This is a genomic window from Kosakonia sp. SMBL-WEM22 (genome assembly GCF_014490785.1).
GTDB lineage: Bacteria > Pseudomonadota > Gammaproteobacteria > Enterobacterales > Enterobacteriaceae > Kosakonia.
This window is the reverse complement of the sequence record NZ_CP051488.1, coordinates 39,521-57,719: the sequence shown is the minus strand read 5'-3', so window position 1 is coordinate 57,719 and position 18,199 is coordinate 39,521. Positions and strand designations below refer to the sequence as shown.

19 protein-coding genes are annotated in these 18,199 nt (G+C 55.0%); 7 read left to right on the top strand and 12 right to left on the bottom strand.

Features of this window, described 5'->3' with window-relative positions; all coding sequences use genetic code 11:
* Positions 1 to 34: 34 nt before the first annotated feature.
* Positions 35 to 1,093, top strand: a complete 1,059-nt coding sequence (locus HF650_RS00280) for an AbrB family transcriptional regulator (RefSeq protein ID WP_187800717.1) — start codon at positions 35 to 37, stop codon at positions 1,091 to 1,093.
* Between the two features lie 60 nt (positions 1,094 to 1,153).
* On the opposite strand, the gene HF650_RS00275 is transcribed toward HF650_RS00280, so the two are convergent.
* A complete protein-coding gene (locus tag HF650_RS00275; RefSeq protein WP_187800716.1) occupies positions 1,154 to 2,047 on the bottom strand; it encodes a dihydrodipicolinate synthase family protein in 894 nt (297 codons plus the stop codon).
* A gap of 249 nt (positions 2,048 to 2,296) precedes the next feature.
* On the opposite strand from HF650_RS00275, the gene HF650_RS00270 reads away from it, so the two are divergent.
* Positions 2,297 to 3,469: a multidrug effflux MFS transporter gene (locus tag HF650_RS00270; RefSeq protein ID WP_187800715.1), complete on the top strand. Its 1,173-nt coding sequence runs from the start codon at positions 2,297 to 2,299 to the stop codon at positions 3,467 to 3,469.
* Between the two features lie 79 nt (positions 3,470 to 3,548).
* Here HF650_RS00270 and HF650_RS00265 read toward each other — a convergent pair whose 3' ends face one another.
* From HF650_RS00265 to HF650_RS00255, 3 genes are all read right to left on the bottom strand, one after another.
* Complete coding sequence (locus HF650_RS00265) at positions 3,549 to 3,959, bottom strand: lysozyme inhibitor LprI family protein (RefSeq protein WP_187800714.1); 411 nt, start codon at positions 3,957 to 3,959, stop codon at positions 3,549 to 3,551.
* Positions 3,960 to 4,068: 109 nt separating this feature from the next.
* Entirely contained in the window at positions 4,069 to 5,022 is a 954-nt protein-coding gene (locus HF650_RS00260) for an aldo/keto reductase (protein WP_187800713.1), read from the bottom strand.
* Between the two features lie 61 nt (positions 5,023 to 5,083).
* A complete protein-coding gene (locus HF650_RS00255) occupies positions 5,084 to 6,019 on the bottom strand; it encodes a LysR family transcriptional regulator (protein WP_187802558.1) in 936 nt (311 codons plus the stop codon).
* Positions 6,020 to 6,214: 195 nt separating this feature from the next.
* On the opposite strand from HF650_RS00255, the gene nfsB reads away from it, so the two are divergent.
* The 3 genes from nfsB to HF650_RS00240 all read left to right on the top strand — a co-directional run bounded on the left by nfsB (position 6,215) and on the right by HF650_RS00240 (position 7,733).
* Entirely contained in the window at positions 6,215 to 6,868 is a 654-nt protein-coding gene (gene nfsB / locus HF650_RS00250) for an oxygen-insensitive NAD(P)H nitroreductase (RefSeq protein ID WP_187800712.1), read from the top strand.
* Positions 6,869 to 7,025: 157 nt separating this feature from the next.
* Positions 7,026 to 7,331 carry a type II toxin-antitoxin system MqsR family toxin gene (locus HF650_RS00245; RefSeq protein WP_076769309.1) on the top strand — a complete coding sequence of 102 codons (306 nt, stop codon included), beginning with the start codon at positions 7,026 to 7,028 and terminating at the stop codon, positions 7,329 to 7,331.
* Positions 7,332 to 7,733, top strand: a complete 402-nt coding sequence (locus HF650_RS00240) for a type II TA system antitoxin MqsA family protein (RefSeq protein WP_094422700.1) — start codon at positions 7,332 to 7,334, stop codon at positions 7,731 to 7,733.
* 57 nt (positions 7,734 to 7,790) lie between these two features.
* Here HF650_RS00240 and HF650_RS00235 read toward each other — a convergent pair whose 3' ends face one another.
* From HF650_RS00235 to HF650_RS00210, 6 genes are all read right to left on the bottom strand, one after another.
* Positions 7,791 to 8,984: a zinc-dependent alcohol dehydrogenase gene (locus HF650_RS00235; protein WP_187800711.1), complete on the bottom strand. Its 1,194-nt coding sequence runs from the start codon at positions 8,982 to 8,984 to the stop codon at positions 7,791 to 7,793.
* Positions 8,985 to 9,057: 73 nt separating this feature from the next.
* The gene (locus HF650_RS00230) at positions 9,058 to 10,032 is read right to left on the bottom strand and encodes an oligopeptide/dipeptide ABC transporter ATP-binding protein (protein WP_187800710.1); all 975 of its coding nucleotides are present in this window, start codon (positions 10,030 to 10,032) and stop codon (positions 9,058 to 9,060) included.
* Positions 10,029 to 11,012, bottom strand: coding sequence for an ABC transporter ATP-binding protein (locus tag HF650_RS00225; protein ID WP_139966572.1), 984 nt, complete (start codon positions 11,010 to 11,012; stop codon positions 10,029 to 10,031). The genes HF650_RS00230 and HF650_RS00225 overlap by 4 nt, the downstream gene beginning before the upstream one ends.
* Entirely contained in the window at positions 11,009 to 11,956 is a 948-nt protein-coding gene (gene opp4C, locus HF650_RS00220) for an oligopeptide ABC transporter permease (RefSeq protein WP_187800709.1), read from the bottom strand. The genes HF650_RS00225 and opp4C overlap by 4 nt, the downstream gene beginning before the upstream one ends.
* Positions 11,957 to 11,958: 2 nt before the next feature.
* Positions 11,959 to 12,915: an ABC transporter permease gene (locus HF650_RS00215; protein WP_187800708.1), complete on the bottom strand. Its 957-nt coding sequence runs from the start codon at positions 12,913 to 12,915 to the stop codon at positions 11,959 to 11,961.
* A gap of 47 nt (positions 12,916 to 12,962) precedes the next feature.
* Positions 12,963 to 14,666, bottom strand: a complete 1,704-nt coding sequence (locus HF650_RS00210; RefSeq protein WP_187800707.1) for an ABC transporter substrate-binding protein — start codon at positions 14,664 to 14,666, stop codon at positions 12,963 to 12,965.
* A gap of 633 nt (positions 14,667 to 15,299) precedes the next feature.
* Here HF650_RS00210 and HF650_RS00205 point away from each other — a divergent pair.
* Positions 15,300 to 16,154 (top strand): hypothetical protein, encoded by an 855-nt coding sequence (locus HF650_RS00205; RefSeq protein WP_187800706.1) that lies wholly within the window; start codon positions 15,300 to 15,302, stop codon positions 16,152 to 16,154.
* Between the two features lie 47 nt (positions 16,155 to 16,201).
* On the top strand, positions 16,202 to 17,041 hold the full coding sequence (locus HF650_RS00200; protein WP_187800705.1) for a hypothetical protein: 840 nt from the start codon (positions 16,202 to 16,204) through the stop codon (positions 17,039 to 17,041).
* 187 nt (positions 17,042 to 17,228) lie between these two features.
* Here the strand turns inward: HF650_RS00200 and HF650_RS00195 are convergent, their stop codons facing one another.
* Positions 17,229 to 17,438: a hypothetical protein gene (locus HF650_RS00195; protein ID WP_187800704.1), complete on the bottom strand. Its 210-nt coding sequence runs from the start codon at positions 17,436 to 17,438 to the stop codon at positions 17,229 to 17,231.
* 122 nt (positions 17,439 to 17,560) lie between these two features.
* Positions 17,561 to 18,004: a hypothetical protein gene (locus tag HF650_RS00190; protein WP_187800703.1), complete on the bottom strand. Its 444-nt coding sequence runs from the start codon at positions 18,002 to 18,004 to the stop codon at positions 17,561 to 17,563.
* Positions 18,005 to 18,199: the final 195 nt, after the last annotated feature.

Below are 18,199 nucleotides of genomic sequence, written 5' to 3'. Positions count from 1 at the left end.
TTCATATTGCTGCGACACAAAAGGATTGCCGTTAATGACCGCGTTAATGCCCATATGGCGTAACTGGTTGCAGCTTATTACGCTCTCATTGCTGCTGGTAGTGTTGATGGAGTACCTTCATCTTCCCGCCGCCCTGCTCCTTGGCCCGATGTTTGCGGGCATTTTTCTCGCCATCAACGGCCGTCCGGTCACCATTAATAAACAGGGGTTTAGCGCCGCGCAGGCGGTGGTCGGCGCGATGATTGCCCACGCCATTCCGCCGTCGGTGTTTGGTCGCATTGCCGCTGACTGGCCGCTGTTTGTGATCTGTATTTTCTCCGTGATTTTTGCCAGCGCCATTCTCGGCTGGATAATGGCGAAATTGCAGGTTTTTCCCGGCTCGACCGCCATCTGGGGTTCTTCGCCCGGCGCGGCGGCGGCGATGACAATAATGGCAGAGAGTTTTGGCGCCGATGTGCGGCTGGTGGCGTTTATGCAGTATCTGCGGGTGATGGTGGTGGCGCTGGTTGCAGTGCTGGTTACCCGCCTTGGCATGGGGGCGGAGAGCGCCGAGCATGCGGTGGCAGCCTTCACGCTGTTTGGCCCGCTGCGGGCGTGGCCGTTTATCGCCACATTAATACTGATTGCGGTCGGCTTTGTTATTGCCCGACGCGTAAAAATGCCCTCCGGGCCGCTACTGATTACGCTCGCGCTGGGGATTATTGTCGAAGATAGCGGCTTACTGACGCTGGAGTTGCCGCCGTGGCTGCTGGCGCTCTCTTACGCGCTTATCGGCTGGAGTATTGGCCTGCGCTTTACGCGCGAGATTGTCTTCTACGCCGCCCGCGCTCTGCCCCGCGTGCTGCTGTCGGTATTGACGCTGGTGACGATCTGCTGCGGTTTCGCCTTTCTGCTGGTGAAATTCGCCGGCATTGATCCGCTCACCGCCTATCTTGCCACCAGCCCCGGCGGTGCCGATACGGTAGCGATTATCGCCTCATCAAGCCATGTTGATATCGCCTTTGTAATGGCGATGCAGACCGGACGCTTTATTGTGGTGCTGATTACCGGCCCGGCGATCTCACGGTTTGTGGCGAAGCGGCTAAAGCGTTAACGCAGGCGCCTGGCAGCTTTTGTAGGCCGGATAAGGCGCAGCCGCCATCCGGCAATCCTCTCACGCTGTTAATCGCAGTTGCTCAATAACCTGAGCAATCTCGCGCCGCGCGTCGCCTTGCAGCGTCTGCAAAGGCGCGGGTAAACACGGCGCTTTCACCACGCCGAGCAGCTCTGCCGCGGTGGCGATAACGCGCAGGCTGCCGCCATAGCGTTTAAACAGATCCCATAGCGGCTGGAGCGCGGCGGTATGCTGGCGCGCCTGTGCGACATCGCCCGCCATCGCCGCGCGGGAAATAGCCAGTGCCGCCTGCGGGAAAAGCCCGCCGAACACCGAATACCAGACGCTGCATCCGGCATTCAGCGCTTCAACCGCTGTGGCGTCGCCGCTGATGCCGAGGCGGATCTCTGCCGGGATGTGCGCACGCAGCGCGTTTATCCGCTCTGGGGCAAGCTCGGCGGCAAGGGGCGGGATTTTGATCGAGCCAATATTCGGCAACTGAGCGATACGGGCAAGCAGCTCGTCGCTGAAGGTAAAGTGTGTGGCACTGGGGTTGTTATAGATACAGAGCGGCACCGACAGTTCGCGGGTGACAGTGGCAAACAGATCAAAGACCTCATCTTCCGTGAGCGGATGATAGGAGACCGGCGCCAGCAGCACGGCGCTGACGCCCGCTTTCTGCGCATCCTCCGCCAGCCAGAGCACATCGCGCTGGCGCAGTGCGCCAATCCCGGCGATCACCGGCACCGCACCGGAATACTCCGTTGCCAGACGCAGGACGCTGGCGCGTTCGCTGCGGCTAAAGTAGGGATAACATCCCGTAGAGCCGAGCGCGCCGATGGAGTCGACGCCAGCAGCGCGCAGTTTTTCAATGATGGTGATATAGGTCGCCTCATCCAGGCGGTCATCGAGAAGCGGCGTCAGCGCAAAAGCGCTTAATCCTGTGAAGTCCATTCTTGTTCCCTCATTAGGCATTTTTAGTGTGGCAACCCGGCATCATACGGCCTGATCCGCCGACGGGTTCGTTGTGTGCCTCACAAAAAGCGTCAGCAGACTCTCAAGAATAAACCACATTTCGCGCCCTGCGGGACGGAAAAACACGCTGCGTTGAGGCGGGATTTAATGGCGTTACGCTTTGTGTCGCCCTGCTTAAATTAACGCGCCGCGCTGTCGGCACCCTCTTTGTGACTTAATCAGGATTTTATGCAAACCAAGCTACACGGGCCGCTGTTTCTCGCGATCCTCAGCGCGCTGATGGCCTTCACCTCTCTGTCTACGGATATCTACCTGCCCGCAATGCCGCTGATGGCGCGCGAGCTGCAAGGCGATGTCGAACTGACCATCACCGGCTTTTTGATGGGCTTCGCGCTGGCGCAGCTGGTGTGGGGGCCGGTGAGCGATGCGATTGGCCGCCGCAGGCCGCTGTTTATCGGCATGGTGCTGTTTATCATCGGCTCGGCGGGGTGTGCGTTATCGACGGAGATCCACCAGATGGTCTTCTGGCGTGTGTTTCAGGCATTTGGTGCCTGTACCGGGCCGATGCTGGCGCGGGCGATGATCCGCGATCTCTTTGTGCGCACCCGCGCGGCGCAGATGCTCTCGACACTGACCATTATTATGGCGATCGCCCCGATTATCGGGCCGCTGGCGGGCGGGCAGATTATCAAGTTCACCACCTGGCATGCGGCTTTCTGGATCCTGGTGGTGATTGGCGGGCTGATGTTTATCTCCCTCTTTGCGCTGCCGGAGACCCTCCCCGCAGAGAAACGCATTCATGCTTCACTGGCGGGCGTATTTCGCAACTACATCACGCTGCTGCGTAATCGCACGTTTATGCGTTACACGCTGTGCGTCACCTTTTTCTATGTCTCCGCCTACGCTTTCGTTACCGGCTCGCCGTTTGTTTATATCGGCTATTACGGCGTCGCGCCGCAGTATTTTGGCTGGCTGTTTGCGCTCAATATTGTTGGCCTGATGGGGATGAGCGCCGTTAACCGGCGGCTGGTGCAGCGCCATCCGCTCGATAAGCTGCTGAAGATTGCCGTCACGCTGGCCGCGGTCGCGGGCGTGGTGCTGGCGCTGCTGGTGAAACTGCAATTCGGCGGCCTGGTTGCCGTGCTGGTTACGGTGTTTATCTTCTTTTCGATGAACGGCATTATCGCTGCCGCTTCAACCGCTGCCGCGCTGGATACCGTCCCGGCCTTTGCCGGCTCAGCCTCGGCGCTGATTGGCTCCCTGCAATATGGCAGCGGCATTATCTCATCCCTGCTGCTGGCCGCGTTTCGCGATGGCACGCCCTGGACGATGGCGTGGATCATGGCGCTATTCGCCATCGCCAGCGCCGCGATGGCCTGGCGGGTCGGCTCAGCGCAATAAGGGCGATGCCGGATGGTGGCTCACGCCTTATCCGGCCTACAGGGTTTGTAGGCCGGATAAGCATCGAGGTATGGCGGGTTTAAAGCCGGATTTTATTAATCTGATCAATACGCAACGTATTCATATTGAGAACGCAACCTAACATAGCTTCACCAAATGCATGGGTGCCCATCGCTTGTGTGCTCACCAGTTCGCAGTAATTGTTTCTGTACTGAAGCCACTCTTTCTGATTCTGCTTATAGGTTGCCAGCATGCGATCTTTCTGCTCCTGAGAGCCTCGCCACCAGCGCGTGTAGTCAAAAGAGGAGATCTCTTTCAGCTTCGCTTCATAAGCCTTATTCAGCGCAGCCTCAGAGGTATCGTTTACATCCTCTAAACACTCATCATCGTTTTCGCCATATTTTTCGATGCAGTGGGAAAGGCTTTTTTGCGCGGAATAAGCGTGATGACTAAACAGCAGGAGCAGGGAAATTAGGGCGTAAGCTTTCATAATCTTTATTTCAGCCGACAGTGAAGATGGCGCGATTATAAAGCCTTATTTTATGAAGTGGAGAAGTTCGTAGGCCCGGTAAGCAGCGCGCCACCGGGCATTTAGCAGTTTACGCGCCAGCTTTATTCAGCGCGGCGATCTCGTCGGTGGAGAGGTTCAGCGCCACCGCGGTCGCGAAGCTCTCGACGTGCGCGGTTTTGGTCGCGCTGGCAATCGGCGCAGTCACGCCCGGTTGGTTAATAAGCCAGGCGAGCGCCACTTCGGCGGGTTTCACATTATGATGCGCCGCCACCTTGTCGAGGGCGTCGAGAATGGCAAACCCGCGCGGATTCAGGTATTTGGCAATGCCCTGCCCGCGCTGGCTCTGGCTAAGATCGCTTTCGCTGCGATATTTTCCGGAGAGGAAGCCGGAAGCGAGGCTGTAATAGGTCACGACACCAATATTTTCCCGCACCGTTAAATCCTGCAACGCGCCTTCGAAACTCTCGCGATCGTAGAGGTTATATTCCGGTTGCAGCACCTGGTAGCGCGGCAAACCTTTCTCATCTGCCACTTTCAGCGATTCGGCCAGCTGTTGCGCATCAAGATTGGACGCGCCAATCGCGCGGATTTTCCCCGCTTTCAGCAGTTTTTCATAAGCGCTGAGGGTTTCGTCATAAGGCGTTTCGCTATCAGGCCAGTGGGAGAAGTAGAGGTCGATATAGTCCGTTTGCAGACGGCGCAGCGAGTCCTCAACCGCCTGCTCAATCCAGCGTGCCGACAGCCCCTTTTTGCCGGGTTCGCCCATGTCGGCGCCCACTTTAGTAAACAGGGTGATCTTGTCGCGATGACCCGGGTGCGCCGCCAGCCATTTACCAATAATGGTTTCCGATTCACCACCCTTATTGCCCGGTGCCCATGCGGAGTAAACGTCGGCGGTATCGATCGCCGTAAAGCCCTTTTCCAGTAACGCATCCAGCAAACTGAAGCTCTGCTGCTCATCGACGGTCCAGCCGAACACGTTGCCGCCAAAAACCAATGCCGGGATCTGTAACCCCGTGGTGCCTAATGAACGTAATGCCATCGCCACTTCCTCCTGTGAAGGTCAAACTTTAAGCCTGGCGCGTAATGGCGATCGCTTTTGGTTATCCGTGCGGTTTTTCCGTCGCCAGGCTGCGCAGCTGTGCGGTAATGGGTTTTAACGCTTCCCGCAAAACCGCGTGCAGGTGACGAATCGCCGGAGAGAACTGTTTGCGGTGCGGGCAGATCAGGTTAAGCGGCGCAGCCTCGCCGGGATGCTGCGGCAGCAATATCTCCAGCCGCCCGGCCAGTACATCGTCGCTGACGTCGATCCACGATTTATAGACAATACCCATCCCTTCTACCGCCCAGCGGCGGGCGACATCCGCGTCGTCGCACAACATGCGGCTTTTGACAATCAGCTGCCGACGCAGGCCATTTTCCGGAAAGCTCCATTTGTCATACACCTGGTTGTTCATGGTGAAGAGCAGACAGTGGTGATTCACCACCTCATCGAGGGTTTGCGGCCTACCGTGCTGCGCCAGATACGCGGGCGAGGCGGCAAGCACCCGGCGGTTATCTTCAGCAATCGGCAGCGCCACATAGCTACTGTTATCCAGCACGCCGTAGCGGATAGCGACATCCACCGGATCGCGAAACACATCGCTCAACTGATCGGAAAGGGAGAGGCGTAAAGAGACCTTCGGGTACTGGGCGCAAAAACGGGTGATGATCGGCAACAGCACATTGCGTCCCAGATCGGATGGCACCGCCATGCGCAGCTCGCCCTGCGGTTCGTTATCGCCGCTGTGCAGGCTCTCTGCGCCGGCGCGCACCACCTCCAGCATCTCCTGGGCGAAGGGGAGATATTTTTCGCCTTCGGCGGTTAAACGCAGGCTGCGGGTTGAGCGCACAAAGAGGCGCTTATCGAGATCGCGCTCCAGGCGGTGTACCGCTGCGCTGACCTGGCCGGGCAGCAGCCCGGCTTCGCGCGCGGCGTTAGAAAAACTGCCCAGCAGCGCCGAGCGAACAAACAGCGTGACATCTTCCAGCCGAATCATCATCTCTCCGAACGGCAAATAACAAGCGCTTCTGTTGTGCCAGAAAAACGGGCGCAGGCAAACCGCATTTTCACTTAGCGAGTGAAAGTGTTGCCGTTTTTCAGCGATTTATCTTCGAAAGCGTTGCGTTTATCCTCGGCGACTCTACGGGACGGTGCGCCCCGCGTTATTTGAATGTTCGCCAGGAGAGAGAGAATGACCCTTGATGAAGCCGTAATTTCCCGCCATACCGTCAAAGCCTTCGACCCCACTCAGCGCGTGCCGCAGGAGAAGATCGACACCCTGCTCAATGTGCTGCACAACAGCCCCTCTTCCGTTAACTCGCAGCCGTGGCACTTTGTTGTCGCCTCAAGCGAGGAGGGGCGCGCGGCGATGGCGAAATCCGCCACCAGCAACTTCATCTATAACAAACCGAAAATTGCCGATGCCTCGCACGTGATTGCGCTCTGCATGCGCAGCGATCTGGATGAAGCCCACCTGCAAAAGGTGCTGGCGCAGGAGGAGAAAGATGGCCGTTTTGCCTCCGAAACCGCGAAAGCGGGTCAGGATAAGGGCCGCCGCTCTTATGTCGACCTCCACCGCTATGAGCAGCGCGATCTGCCGCAGTGGATGGAGAAACAGGTCTACCTGGCGCTCGGCGGCCTGCTGCTGAGCGCGGCGATGCTCGGCATTGATGCCACACCGATGGAGGGGTTTGACGCGCGTGAACTCGACCTGGCGCTGGGCCTGCGTGAAAAAGGGTTGACCAGCGTCGTGCTGGTATCGCTCGGCGTGCGCAGCGAGCAGGATTTTAATGCCGCACTGCCTAAATCCCGCCTGCCGCGCGACGAGATCTTCACCTTTATCTAAAAATGGAAGCCCGGTTCACCGGGCTTCTTATTTGTTGCATTCTCTTGCAGGCCAACCAGTTCATCACCCGCATTTCCCTACTTTCCCGCTTTGACCAGGACATTGCATGCGGTAGCTTTTTACCCTATTTGCATAATTTAGCTTTTAGGTTAAAACTATGGAGAAAGGAACTCCCCATGTCCGCTTACATATCGTCAAGCGGATGGTGCTTGAGGGAAAGGTCAGAACCACGGCCAGCGCTGTCGCGGGAGCGATTGAATTAGGCTTTAATCCACCACCATTTGACGAGATGTGCGCAGTAATTCAGGCGCTCACTTCAGAAGATTTTTTTAAAAGCATGACGGCATATGTCGATCATACGGTGTGGCACGATGTTTACCGGCCAGTCTGGAAGAGGCAAAAACTTTATCTAAAGTTAATCGTCTCTGACGATGTACTGATCGTGTCATTTAAGGAGAGATAAATGAAATGCCCTGTTTGCGGCGCTGCGGGACTTAAATATGACACCCGCAACATTGAATACCGTTACAAAGGGAAAGTGACTACGCTCACTGCGATCACAGGCGATTACTGCGACGCATGTGGAGAGATCATTTTTGACCGTCTGAACGGTGAACTTTACTCAAAACAGGTTGCGGCTTTTGTCCGCAAAGTTAACGCAGAAGAGGTTGATCCTCAGTTTATTGCCACTATCCGAAAGCGGTTTAATCTCGATCAGCGCCAGGCAGCAGAGATGTTTGGCGGTGGCGCAAACGCCTTTAGCCGGTACGAAACCGGACGTGTTGCACCGCCAAGACCTTTAGTTTTGCTCTTTAAGGCGCTGGACAAACATCCAGAGCTTTTCGAGGAGCTAAAACATGCCTGAAAGCCCGGTTCCCCGGGCTTTTTGCTTGTCTGCCCGGCGAGCCGGGCATCGGCGGCGTTAGATCGTCGCTTTCGCAGCGTTAAGCCCAGGAACGAGGATCACTTTGCGGCAATCTTCCGCATGCTTATCGAAGATCTCATAGCCGCGGGCGGCCTCTTCGAGCGACATATGGTGCGTGACAATCTCTTCCGGTTTGAGATGGCCGGACTCAATCAGCGGCAGCAGATCCGGCAGGAACGCGTGCACATGGGTCTGTCCCATCTTGAAGGTGATCCCTTTATCGAAGGCGTCACCAAACATAAAGGCGTGAATAAACCCGGCGTAGACGCCCGGCACGCTGACAATCCCACCGCGCCGCACGGCGGCAATCGCCTGCCGCAGCACCTTGCCGCTGCTGCCCTCAATTTTCAGGGTGCTGAGCACCGTTTCGGTGGTGCTGCCTTTGGCTTCAAAGCCCACGGCATCAATCACCGCATCGACGCCGCGATGACCGGGCGTGTTTTCGATAATCCACTCAGCCGGATCGTCATTTTTATCAAAGTTGATAGGAATAACGCCGTAGCGGTCGCGGGCAAAGGCGAGCCGGTAGTCGCTGTCATCAATCATGAAAATCTGTTCGGCCCCTTCCAGACGGGCGCACGCCGCCGACAGCAGCCCGACCGGACCCGCGCCGTAAATCGCCACGCTTGAGCCCTGCTTAATTTCAGCGTTTTTCACCGCCTGCCAGGCCGTAGGCAGAATATCGGAGAGGAACAGCACCTTCTCGTCAGTGAGGGTATCCGGCACTTTAAACGGCCCGGTGTTGGCCTTTGGTACACGGACATACTCCGCCTGGCCGCCGGGGATCCCGCCATAGAGATCGCTGTAGCCAAACAGCGCCGCCGGCGGCGTAATGCCTTTTCGGTTTAGCGCCGCACCCTTGCCTTCGTTTGTCTCCGAACAGGCGGAGTATTGATGGAGCTTACAGAAAAAACATTCGCCGCAGGCGATAACAAACGGGATCACTACCCGGTCGCCTTTGCTGACTGCATGCACGCCTGCTCCGGTCTCGACCACTTCGCCCATAAACTCGTGGCCGAAGATATCACCGTGATGCGTGCCGGGAATTTTGCCGTGATAAAGGTGCAGATCTGAGCCGCAAATCGCCGTGGCGGTCACGCGCAGGATAATGTCATCCGCCGCCTGGATAACCGGATCGGGGTGGTTATCAACGCTGACTTTATGTGAACCGTGATAAGTAAGTGCTCTCATGTACCGTGCTCCCAACAGTTTCAGACAGGAGTGATAAGCATAGAACAGCCTGCGGGAGCACGGCGAAGCGGCACTACATCTTACCCACCCAGTGGCAGGCAACGTGATGCCCGGAAGCCACTTCACGTAGCGCAGGTGCCTGCTCACGGCAGATCTCCGTGGCATGCGGGCAGCGCGACGAAAAGCGGCAGCCCGGCGGCGGGCGCGAAGGGTCGGGGATCTCGCCCTGCACCGCCGCTACCGGTTCGCGCAGCGGATCGAGAGTTGGTACGGCGGCCAGCAGCGCGCGGGTATAGGGGTGCAGCGGCTGGTTAAAGAGCGTGTCGCGGCTGGCGGTCTCCACCAGTTGCCCGAGATACATCACCGCCACGTCATCACACAGATGTTCGACAACGCCGAGATCGTGGGAGATAAAGAGAAAGGTAACGCCCAAGTCGTCGCGAAGATCGGCGAACAGGTTAATAATCTGCGCCTGAATGGAGATATCCAGCGCCGAAATCGGTTCATCGGCAATAATAAAATCGGGGTTAAGGATCAGCGCACGGGCAATGCCAATCCGCTGGCGCTGGCCGCCGGAAAACTCATGGGGAAAGCGGTTGTAGTGCTGCGGTGCCAGCCCGCAAATCTTCATCACCGCAATCACTTTGTCATACAGCTCCGCGCGGGTGCAGAGCTTATGCTCCAGCATCGCTTCACCAATCGCATCGCCGATGCGAATGCGCGGGTTGAGTGAGCTGTAGGGATCCTGAAACACCAGCTGGATTTTCGGTCGCAGGGCGCGCAGCGCCTTCGCCGGGAGATCGCCCAGCTCCTGGCCGCGATATTTCACGCTGCCAGCGGTTTTGTCGTACAGCCCCAATAGCGTACGTCCGACGGTAGTTTTGCCGCTGCCGGATTCGCCGACCAGGCCAAAAATAGTGCCAGGGCGAATGTTAAAACTGACGCCATCAACCGCGCGCACCTCTCCGGTCTGCTGACCAAACAGCCCGTCGCGCAGCGGGAAGTACTTCTTCAGGTCGTTAACTTCAATCACATACTCTGCGCTCATGCCTGCGGCTCCGTTAACGCACTGTGAATACAGGCCGCCTGCCGGGTCTCGTCGCCCACCAGCGGCGGAATGCCGCGCCGACAGGCGTCGGTCGCGCGCTCGCAGCGATCGTAAAATGCGCACCACGGCGGCAGTTCAGCCAGATCGGGCACCTGGCCGGGAATCGAGTAGAGCCGACGCCGCCGCTCGCCCGGCACCGGACGCGAAGCGATCAGCCCTTTGGTGTAGGGGTGCAACGGATGACGTAACACGTCGGCGGTTGGCCCCTGTTCAACAATCCGCCCGGCGTACATCACCACCACATGCTCCGCCATCTGCGCGATCACGCCCAGATCGTGAGTGATCAACATCAGCGCCATATGGTGCGCCTGCGCCTGGTCGCGCAACAGCCGCAGGATCTGCGCCTGCACGGTGACATCCAGCGCGGTAGTTGGCTCATCGGCGATCAGCAGCTTCGGCTGGCAGCTCAGGGCCATGGCGATCATGATACGTTGCAGCATGCCGCCAGAGAGTTGATGCGGATAGCTGCTCATCAGGCTCTCTGCCCGCGCCAGACCCACTTCAGTAATTAACTGCGTTGCGCGCTGCCAGGCCGCTTTCGGCGACAGACCACGATGGCGGATCAGCGGCTCGCACAGCTGCTCACCGATGGTCAGCACCGGGTTGAGGGCGGTCATCGGCTCCTGGAAAATCATCGCCAGCTGGTTGCCGCGCAGATCGGCCATTTTCGACGGCTTCAGGCGCAGCAGATCCTCGCCCTGAAAGCGGATTTCCCCTCCATCGATGCGCGCCGCCTGCGGTGGCAGCAAACCCATCAGCGACATCGCCGTGACGCTTTTTCCGCAGCCGGATTCACCGACCACGCCGATAGTCTGCCCGGCCTGAATGGCAAAGGAGACCTCCTGCACGGCGCGCACACGCCCCTGCTCTGCGGCGAAAGAGACGGAAAGTTGGTTAAACGTGACCAGCGGTTCGCTCATTTCAGGCTCCGTTTCATCTTCGGATCGAGCGCATCGCGCAGGCCATCGCCCAGCACGTTAATGGCAATCACGGTAATAAAAATGGCGATCCCTGGCGGCATCCACAGCCACGGACGGCGTTGAAAATCGATCAGGCTGTTGGCGGCATCCATCATATTGCCCCACGACGGTGTTGGCGGCACCACACCCATGCCAAGGTAGCTGAGCGCCGACTCCATCAGAATAGCGTTCGCCACCGCCATCGTCGCCATCACCACCAGAATCGGCACCGTGTTGGGCAACAGGTGACCAAACAGGCGGCGACGCGAGGATAAACCCAATACTTGAGTGGCCAGCATAAAATCGCGCTCGCGCAGGGAGAGGATCTGCCCGCGCACCAGCCGCGCCAGCTTTGGCCACTCCAGCAGGCTGAGCATCACCACCACCATGTAGATGCGCGATTCGGCAGGGAAATCGAGTTCCGACAGCATCGCCCCGGCGACAATCAGTAGCGGCAGGCTCGGAATGGTCATCACCAGATCCGCCAGCCGCATAATCACTTTATCGGCCCAGCCACCCGCATAACCCGAGAGCGCGCCAAGCAGATAGCCAAGCGCCACCGAAAGCAGCATGGTCAGCAGGCCAATAATCAAAGAGATACGCCCGGCCAGCAGCAGGCGGGTGTAGACATCGCGCCCGAGGAAATCGGTGCCCAGCCAGTGCTCCGCACCAGGCGGTTTATTGATCATCAGCGCGTCGGTAGCGTCGTTTTTCCACGGCGACCAGATGGGCCCAACGATGCACCAGATAGCCATCACAATCAGCGCCAGCAGGCAGAGCATCGCCAGCCGGTTATGACGCAGTGCCCGCCACGCCTGGCGCCACGGCGAAGGGGTCGCCTGCGCCAGCGCCGGGATCTCCGCTTTGCGCAAGCGGCGGTTGGTTGAGAAGAGTGAACCCAGCATTATCACCTCACCCGGATACGCGGGTCAGCCCACGCGTAGAGCACATCGGCAATCAGATTGCCGACAATGGTTAATACCGCCAGGAAGAGGGTGAAACCCATCAGCACGGGGTAATCCCGCGCGGCCAGCGAATCGATATGAATATGGCCAGCACCCGGCCAGTTAAACACTTTTTCGGTGATAATCGCCCCGGAAAAAAGCCCCGGCAGCTCAAAACCGAGCAGGGTAATAATCGGCAGCAGCGCATTGCGCAGCGCGTGTTTGAAGATCACCGTGCGCTCGCGCAGCCCTTTAGCGCGGGCGGTGCGGATAAAGTCCATCTTCACCACATCCAGCATGCTGGCGCGGAAGTAGCGCGTCAGGCTGCCCGCCTGCAACATCACCAGCGCCAGCACCGGCAGCGCCAGATGCGCGGCAACCTGCATCACCCACGCCCAGCCGCTTTCATCGCTGCCGGTATTGGTCATGCCGCCCACCGGCAGCCAGTGCAGATCGACGGCGAACCACTTAATCAGCAGCAGGCAGAGGAAGAAGGTGGGAAAGGACATAGCGGCAAAAACCACCACGCTCACCACGTGGTCAAAGAGTGAATTGGGTTTCAGCGCTGAAGCAATGCCGACTGCGAGGCCAATCCCCCAGTAGAAGACCAGCGCCACGCTTGCCAGCAGGAAGGAGTTCCAGATGTACTGGTTCAACAGCTGGCTGACCGGGATCTGGTATTGCAGCGAGAAGCCGAGATCGCCGCGCAGCAGCTGGCCGAGCCAGTGCAGATAGCGGGTAAAAAGGGGCTGATCGAGGCCGTAAATCGCTTTCAGCTCCGCGGCGCGCGCGGCAGTCAGGGTGATATTGCCATCGATAAAGTCGCCGGGTGTTTTGGCAAATAGCATAAAGATAATCAGTGAAGCCAGCAGCAGCATCGGCACGGTCTGCAGCCGCCGCCTGAGGATAAAGTTTCCCATAGTGCTCTCATGCCCGCCGCCGGGCATTTCCGGCGGCGGTGAAGGACTTACTTAACGATTTTGACATCCGGCAGGCTGCCGGTCAGGCCGTTATAGATATCCGGTTTAAAGCCGGTCACGCGGGCACTGCTGGCTGACAAGATCTCACGATAACCGAGGAGGATCACCGGCGGATCGTCGGCCAGCACTTTATAGAGCTGGTGATAGATCGGTTTGCGTTTCTCGGTATCCAGTTCGGCGTTGCCTTCGTTAATCAGCTTATCGACCTGCGGATTGTTATAGCCCGACTCTTTCGCTTCCGTGCTGTAGTAATCCCAGACGCCATCATGGGGATCGTTCAGCGTGCTGGTGCTAAAGGAAGCAAGATCATAATTACCCGCTTTGCGCTGGGACATCAGGGCGTTGAAATCCACCACCTGCGGCTTCAGCAACACGCCAATCTGCTGCCAGTTCTCTTTAGCGATGGGGATCAGCGCATCATTCAGCACTTTCTTGCTCACCAGCAGTGTCAGCTCAAGACGTTTGCCATCTTTTACGCGGATGCCGTCAGGCCCCGGTTTCCAGCCAGCTTCATCCAGCAGCTTTTTCGCCTGGGCCGGATCGTATTTATAGGGGTTCACGCCATCGGCGTTATAGGCCCAGGAGATGGGCGCGATCGGCTCAATCGCGACTTTGCCGTAACCCTGATAGACCACATCGATCAGCTTCTGGCGATCGAGGCCGTAGATCAACGCCTGGCGCACTTTCGCATCCTGCAACGCCGGGCGATGCACGTTGAACTCCACTTTGCTGTAGTCGCTTGAACCGTAGAGGTTGATATTGGCGAAGCCCAACATTTTGAGCTGCTCAATATCATCCGGCCGCGAGGTAAAGGCGTCGTAATCGGTCTCGCCGGTCTGGAAAAGCTGGAAGTTGGTCGACGGATTGGTTACACGATAGATAAAGCGCGGCGTCGGCGGTGTACCACGGTAGAAATGGGTGTTGGCGTGGAAACGGATCTCCTGACCAGGGATGTACTTGTCGTAGATATAAGGCCCGTTGCCAAGCGGTTTGCCATGCAGCGTGCGTAAATAATCGAGATTGCCGCGCTGATACCCTTTGCCGTAATAGGCTTTCGACAGTACCGGCCCGCCAATTTTCGCCAGCGTCGTTGCGCCCGGCTGGCTGGTGGTCACTTGCAGCGTCTGGGCATCGATCACTTTCAGGCCGCTGACGCTCTCCGCTTTGCCCGCTTTGTACTCCGCGCCGCCCGCAATATTCGCCAGCGTGATATCGGTATCGCCATCATATTTCGGGTCATAGAGTACGGTTAAGGTGAACGCCACATCTTCCGCAGTGAGCGGTGAACCGTCGCTAAAGGTCAAATTGGGGCGCAGCTTGATGGTGTAGACCTTATTGTCCGGGCTGATGGTCCAGCTCTCTGCCAGACCCGGTACCAGCTTGCCGTGGCTATCCCAGTCAATCAGGCGCGAGAAGATGACGTTAGTGACGTTCTCATCCCACCCGTTCACGAAGAAGTAGGGGTTAAAGATGCCCTGCGGCTCGGAGATACCGGCCACCACGGTCTCTTTACGTAATTTCGCTGCCGTCGGGATCTGGCTGGCATCCGTGGCGGGTGTGATGCCCTCTTTTAAGGGTTCATCGGCGAAAGAGGCGGTCGAGAACGCCACCATGCCGCTGAGCAACGCAATTTTCAGCGCAAGGGTGAAGTGCGTGGGCTGTGTTGTTAAGCGATTCAGTAACCTGGCCAAAATTGCTCCCTCATCAAGTCATTGCAGTAAATTTACAAATCATGACGAAAGATAAGAGTCGCACATCAGCCTGTCTAACAACGAAAAAATATGGCTTATAGCAAACTGACCTTAGCAATCTTATGGCTAACCAGGTGATTTTTTTAGCTAAGGATTAACCTGGTGCTTCTTTAATAAAGAAAAAATGCATTAAACCGCGCGTATGAGTGCCCGGCCGACCGGTGGGAGAGTGTGACAATGGCTTAGCAAGCTGGTTAGTCAGCCAGGCAAAATAAAAATAACCGTTTGAGATTATTTATTGAACAGGCCATTATTATTTGCAGACAAAAAGAAAAAACAGAAGAATATTCTTAACGCTAGCGTAATTCCTGCTAATTATCCACACAGAGATTATTATCACTAAAAGCATTTTTAACTGAGATAATAAATTCCTGGTTTTACTTATCGCTTTATTACTGCCTGAATCACGCTATTCTGAGATCGAATACACATTTTTATGTGACGCAGATCACATAAAATTCTCTTTTTGCTGCTAACCCTTTTTTTGCCGATTTGAAAAAAGCAGCAACAAAAAATATCTTACTTAACAGACCAGGAGGTTGCTTTAACCATTTAACAACGAGGGTTAAATAAATGGCATCACAACAGTGCCGCATGGAGAATAGTAATAAAAGCAATCACACTTCAGGATTATTAATTACTCTTTATCACGCCCGCCGCGACATCATTTGCTCTGGTATAGTGGGTTTTATGTTAGCGATACTGAGTACATTTTATTACCCTCAACAATGGCTAACATCACTCACCATCAGTTCTGCAGAAAAATTTTCTCTTTACCCGCTGATGGCCTGCATACAAAACTTTTATGGAGCTGAAGTAGTGATTGAGGCTGACGATTTTTTTAATGATTATCTTATTTACTTAAAAAAAGTTATTGCTCGCGGCGAGTGGCAAGATATCAATCTTGATGACTCTAATCCTCATCAGATTAGAATATCCCTTCTTTCTTGGTTCGCCGGCGCGCAAAATACGTCAATTCAGCTTGTGCTGCAGCAAGCTAATAATGAGCAGCAGAGCATGATCAACGAAATCAGCAAATGTTATTTAGAAGATATTAACCACACGTTTTACCGTATTGATAGGGAGTCTTATCAACTCTACCCCGTGCGTATGCGCTACAGCTTACGGATGTTCGTTGCTACTGCTATGGGGGTGATTAGCGTCAGCTTATTTGTTCTTCTCAGGGAAAAATGGCGGCAGCTTGCGAGATCCTTTTACTATCAAAGAGACGAGGACGTTATGGAACAGAATAACCATGAGCTGGATAGGTTCAAAGAAAATTGTTCAGAAGAAAAATACTGGCAAGATCAGGAGAATAATAAGAATAAAAAGTTCGCCGATGGAACGGTTGCGGCAATAACCATCTATTTGATTATGCTGGTTGTCAGCTTGATTTGGCTCGGTCTGGAGATTTATACCGGGCTTTAAAAGGAAGTACCCCTCGTACTTGCAGGTGTAAATAAAGGGAGTTTTGTATGTCTGCTGAGATCATCGTCTTTAGCTATTCGTGGCCTGCGCTCCTGGCCATCACTGCTTTTTTTGAAAAAAACAGTTATATCGTTATAAAAATATATCAGGATGAGCAGAAGCTTTTAGAGGTTCTGCATAAAAACACCTCCCTCCCTTTAATTATTGATGCTTCACCACACCGCAAAGTATTACTTATTGCGGCGATTGCCTCGACTTCACGCCTGCGCGCGGTTTTCTTTACCGCGCGGAAAATCCATCTTAATGACAAAGTTGTTGCTGAATTTTATTTTGAAGAGAAGCGCTGCATAACGCATTCGAAACTGATTACTCTGACGCGCGCGGAGATAGAGACCGCAATGCGTGTGGATCGCTCGCCGGTCTGTCTCTCACCAGGCATTATGCGCCCAAGAATGATGAATCTGCTCTATGACAGGCAAACGTTATATAAAGAGATTCAGGATAAGATCTATCACCGACTTTATTTACTGGGCGCCACGCCTAATGAAATTAACACGCTGCGACTGCTTATTGCTGGTTTCTCCATCCAGAAAATCGCGGAGTTAAAAAGTCTGCAAATCAAAACGATTTACGCCTATAAATCGCAACTCGCGCAAAAAATTGAACATACCATGTCTTCACGCGAGTTAATCAGGGTATTAAGCGTCGAGGATAAAAACCAGGATAACGAATGCCTTAATCATATTTACAAAACGCGTTGTAACAATGAGAGAGCGCTTTGCGAAACCTGTCCGCTATACCATTTCTGTTACGATTCAGAATCTGATAAATGTAATTTACCCTGTCATGAAAGGTGTAAAAAAGATAATGATGAGAACGCTCACTGAGCAGGTTATTTTGTCTGATAGTGAAACCCAGGGCTTTATGGCATACGGGTATGTCGCTATATTTCAATAATCTTTTTTGTGCTTTCAGAACGCATTCGTCTGGGCATTGTGGGTCATTCCCAGCCTTCGTTTTACGCTGAAGGTAGTGCCCAGACGAATGCATTTTATTTTTGCATATTTGCCTGTTTCAGGATTTCTCATCTGCCTGATTTTTAATCAGACTTACTGCCACCACCTCTATCTCGCGTAACGTCATATATCTCAACCGATCCCCATCAAGCTCCAGCCGGACGGTGCGAAATACGCGACCATCCGTCAGGGAGACCAGCGGACAATAGAGGCGGCTGGCGAGATTAGTTATGCCGGCAACTTTCCAGATGCTCTCTCTCTTTTCCACGACACTTCTCCTTGGCTCTGCGGCGACCTGCCAAAAAAAAGCCGGTCCACAGACCGGCAAATCTAACAAGTCGTACAAGTCAGACCATCAACGCAGGGTATATGAAAAAACGCACTCTCAATTCAATAACACGCCGCCATTCGCACAGTGTGGCAGCAGGGGGAAAACCATTCGATATCACCGGAATAACTTCTCTTCTCTGGTTTTAACGGCACGCTGTAGCTGGTCAGCCGTGAAAGACGAACGCCAGAGCCTATAAAACAGGTGCAGCAGGATGCGCACAGATCGCATGAGAGAGGGCACTCCGTCAGGTTACGGAAATAATCCCGATGCCTTAGCCCATCATGGTCGATATTTTTTTGCTTTTCGCCAGCGATACGCAAGAAAGGTCTGGCTGCGGTATTACGGCCAGCAAAAGGAAGGGCGATGGATGAATCCGTTGACAGCTGAACGATGGCGGCGGATGCAGGCTTCTGAATATGTGAATCCGCAGGCATGGCGACCGTTATTATAATAAAGGCGAACAGGATTTTTATTCCTGACTCACATATAGTCGAGTACCGCATAGCTACCTTCCTTATAAAAAGAATGGATTTTACTGGTATCACTCGATAGCGATTAATTCTCTTAAAATCGTTGTGTTATAGATTTGTTTATTTAATTTTATATTTCAATAGTGAAAGGAGAGTTTGGGAGAGGTTAACCGCCGGAAAGAGTATTCTTATTCGATATAACATTAAAAAGCCTCCCGCTGGAGGCCT

Excerpts from the sequence above, each read along its gene's own strand:
- HF650_RS00280 (WP_187800717.1), top strand. The coding sequence starts at position 35 with ATGACCGCGTTAATGCCCATATGGCGTAACTGGTTGCAGCTTATTACG.
- HF650_RS00275 (WP_187800716.1), bottom strand. The coding sequence starts at position 2,047 with ATGGACTTCACAGGATTAAGCGCTTTTGCGCTGACGCCGCTTCTCGAT.
- HF650_RS00270 (WP_187800715.1), top strand. The coding sequence starts at position 2,297 with ATGCAAACCAAGCTACACGGGCCGCTGTTTCTCGCGATCCTCAGCGCG.
- HF650_RS00265 (WP_187800714.1), bottom strand. The coding sequence starts at position 3,959 with ATGAAAGCTTACGCCCTAATTTCCCTGCTCCTGCTGTTTAGTCATCAC.
- HF650_RS00260 (WP_187800713.1), bottom strand. The coding sequence starts at position 5,022 with ATGGCATTACGTTCATTAGGCACCACGGGGTTACAGATCCCGGCATTG.
- HF650_RS00255 (WP_187802558.1), bottom strand. The coding sequence starts at position 6,019 with ATGATTCGGCTGGAAGATGTCACGCTGTTTGTTCGCTCGGCGCTGCTG.
- nfsB (WP_187800712.1), top strand. The coding sequence starts at position 6,215 with ATGACCCTTGATGAAGCCGTAATTTCCCGCCATACCGTCAAAGCCTTC.
- HF650_RS00245 (WP_076769309.1), top strand. The coding sequence starts at position 7,026 with ATGGAGAAAGGAACTCCCCATGTCCGCTTACATATCGTCAAGCGGATG.
- HF650_RS00240 (WP_094422700.1), top strand. The coding sequence starts at position 7,332 with ATGAAATGCCCTGTTTGCGGCGCTGCGGGACTTAAATATGACACCCGC.
- HF650_RS00235 (WP_187800711.1), bottom strand. The coding sequence starts at position 8,984 with ATGAGAGCACTTACTTATCACGGTTCACATAAAGTCAGCGTTGATAAC.
- HF650_RS00230 (WP_187800710.1), bottom strand. The coding sequence starts at position 10,032 with ATGAGCGCAGAGTATGTGATTGAAGTTAACGACCTGAAGAAGTACTTC.
- HF650_RS00225 (WP_139966572.1), bottom strand. The coding sequence starts at position 11,012 with ATGAGCGAACCGCTGGTCACGTTTAACCAACTTTCCGTCTCTTTCGCC.
- opp4C (WP_187800709.1), bottom strand. The coding sequence starts at position 11,956 with ATGCTGGGTTCACTCTTCTCAACCAACCGCCGCTTGCGCAAAGCGGAG.
- HF650_RS00215 (WP_187800708.1), bottom strand. The coding sequence starts at position 12,915 with ATGGGAAACTTTATCCTCAGGCGGCGGCTGCAGACCGTGCCGATGCTG.
- HF650_RS00205 (WP_187800706.1), top strand. The coding sequence starts at position 15,300 with ATGGCATCACAACAGTGCCGCATGGAGAATAGTAATAAAAGCAATCAC.
- HF650_RS00200 (WP_187800705.1), top strand. The coding sequence starts at position 16,202 with ATGTCTGCTGAGATCATCGTCTTTAGCTATTCGTGGCCTGCGCTCCTG.
- HF650_RS00190 (WP_187800703.1), bottom strand. The coding sequence starts at position 18,004 with ATGCGGTACTCGACTATATGTGAGTCAGGAATAAAAATCCTGTTCGCC.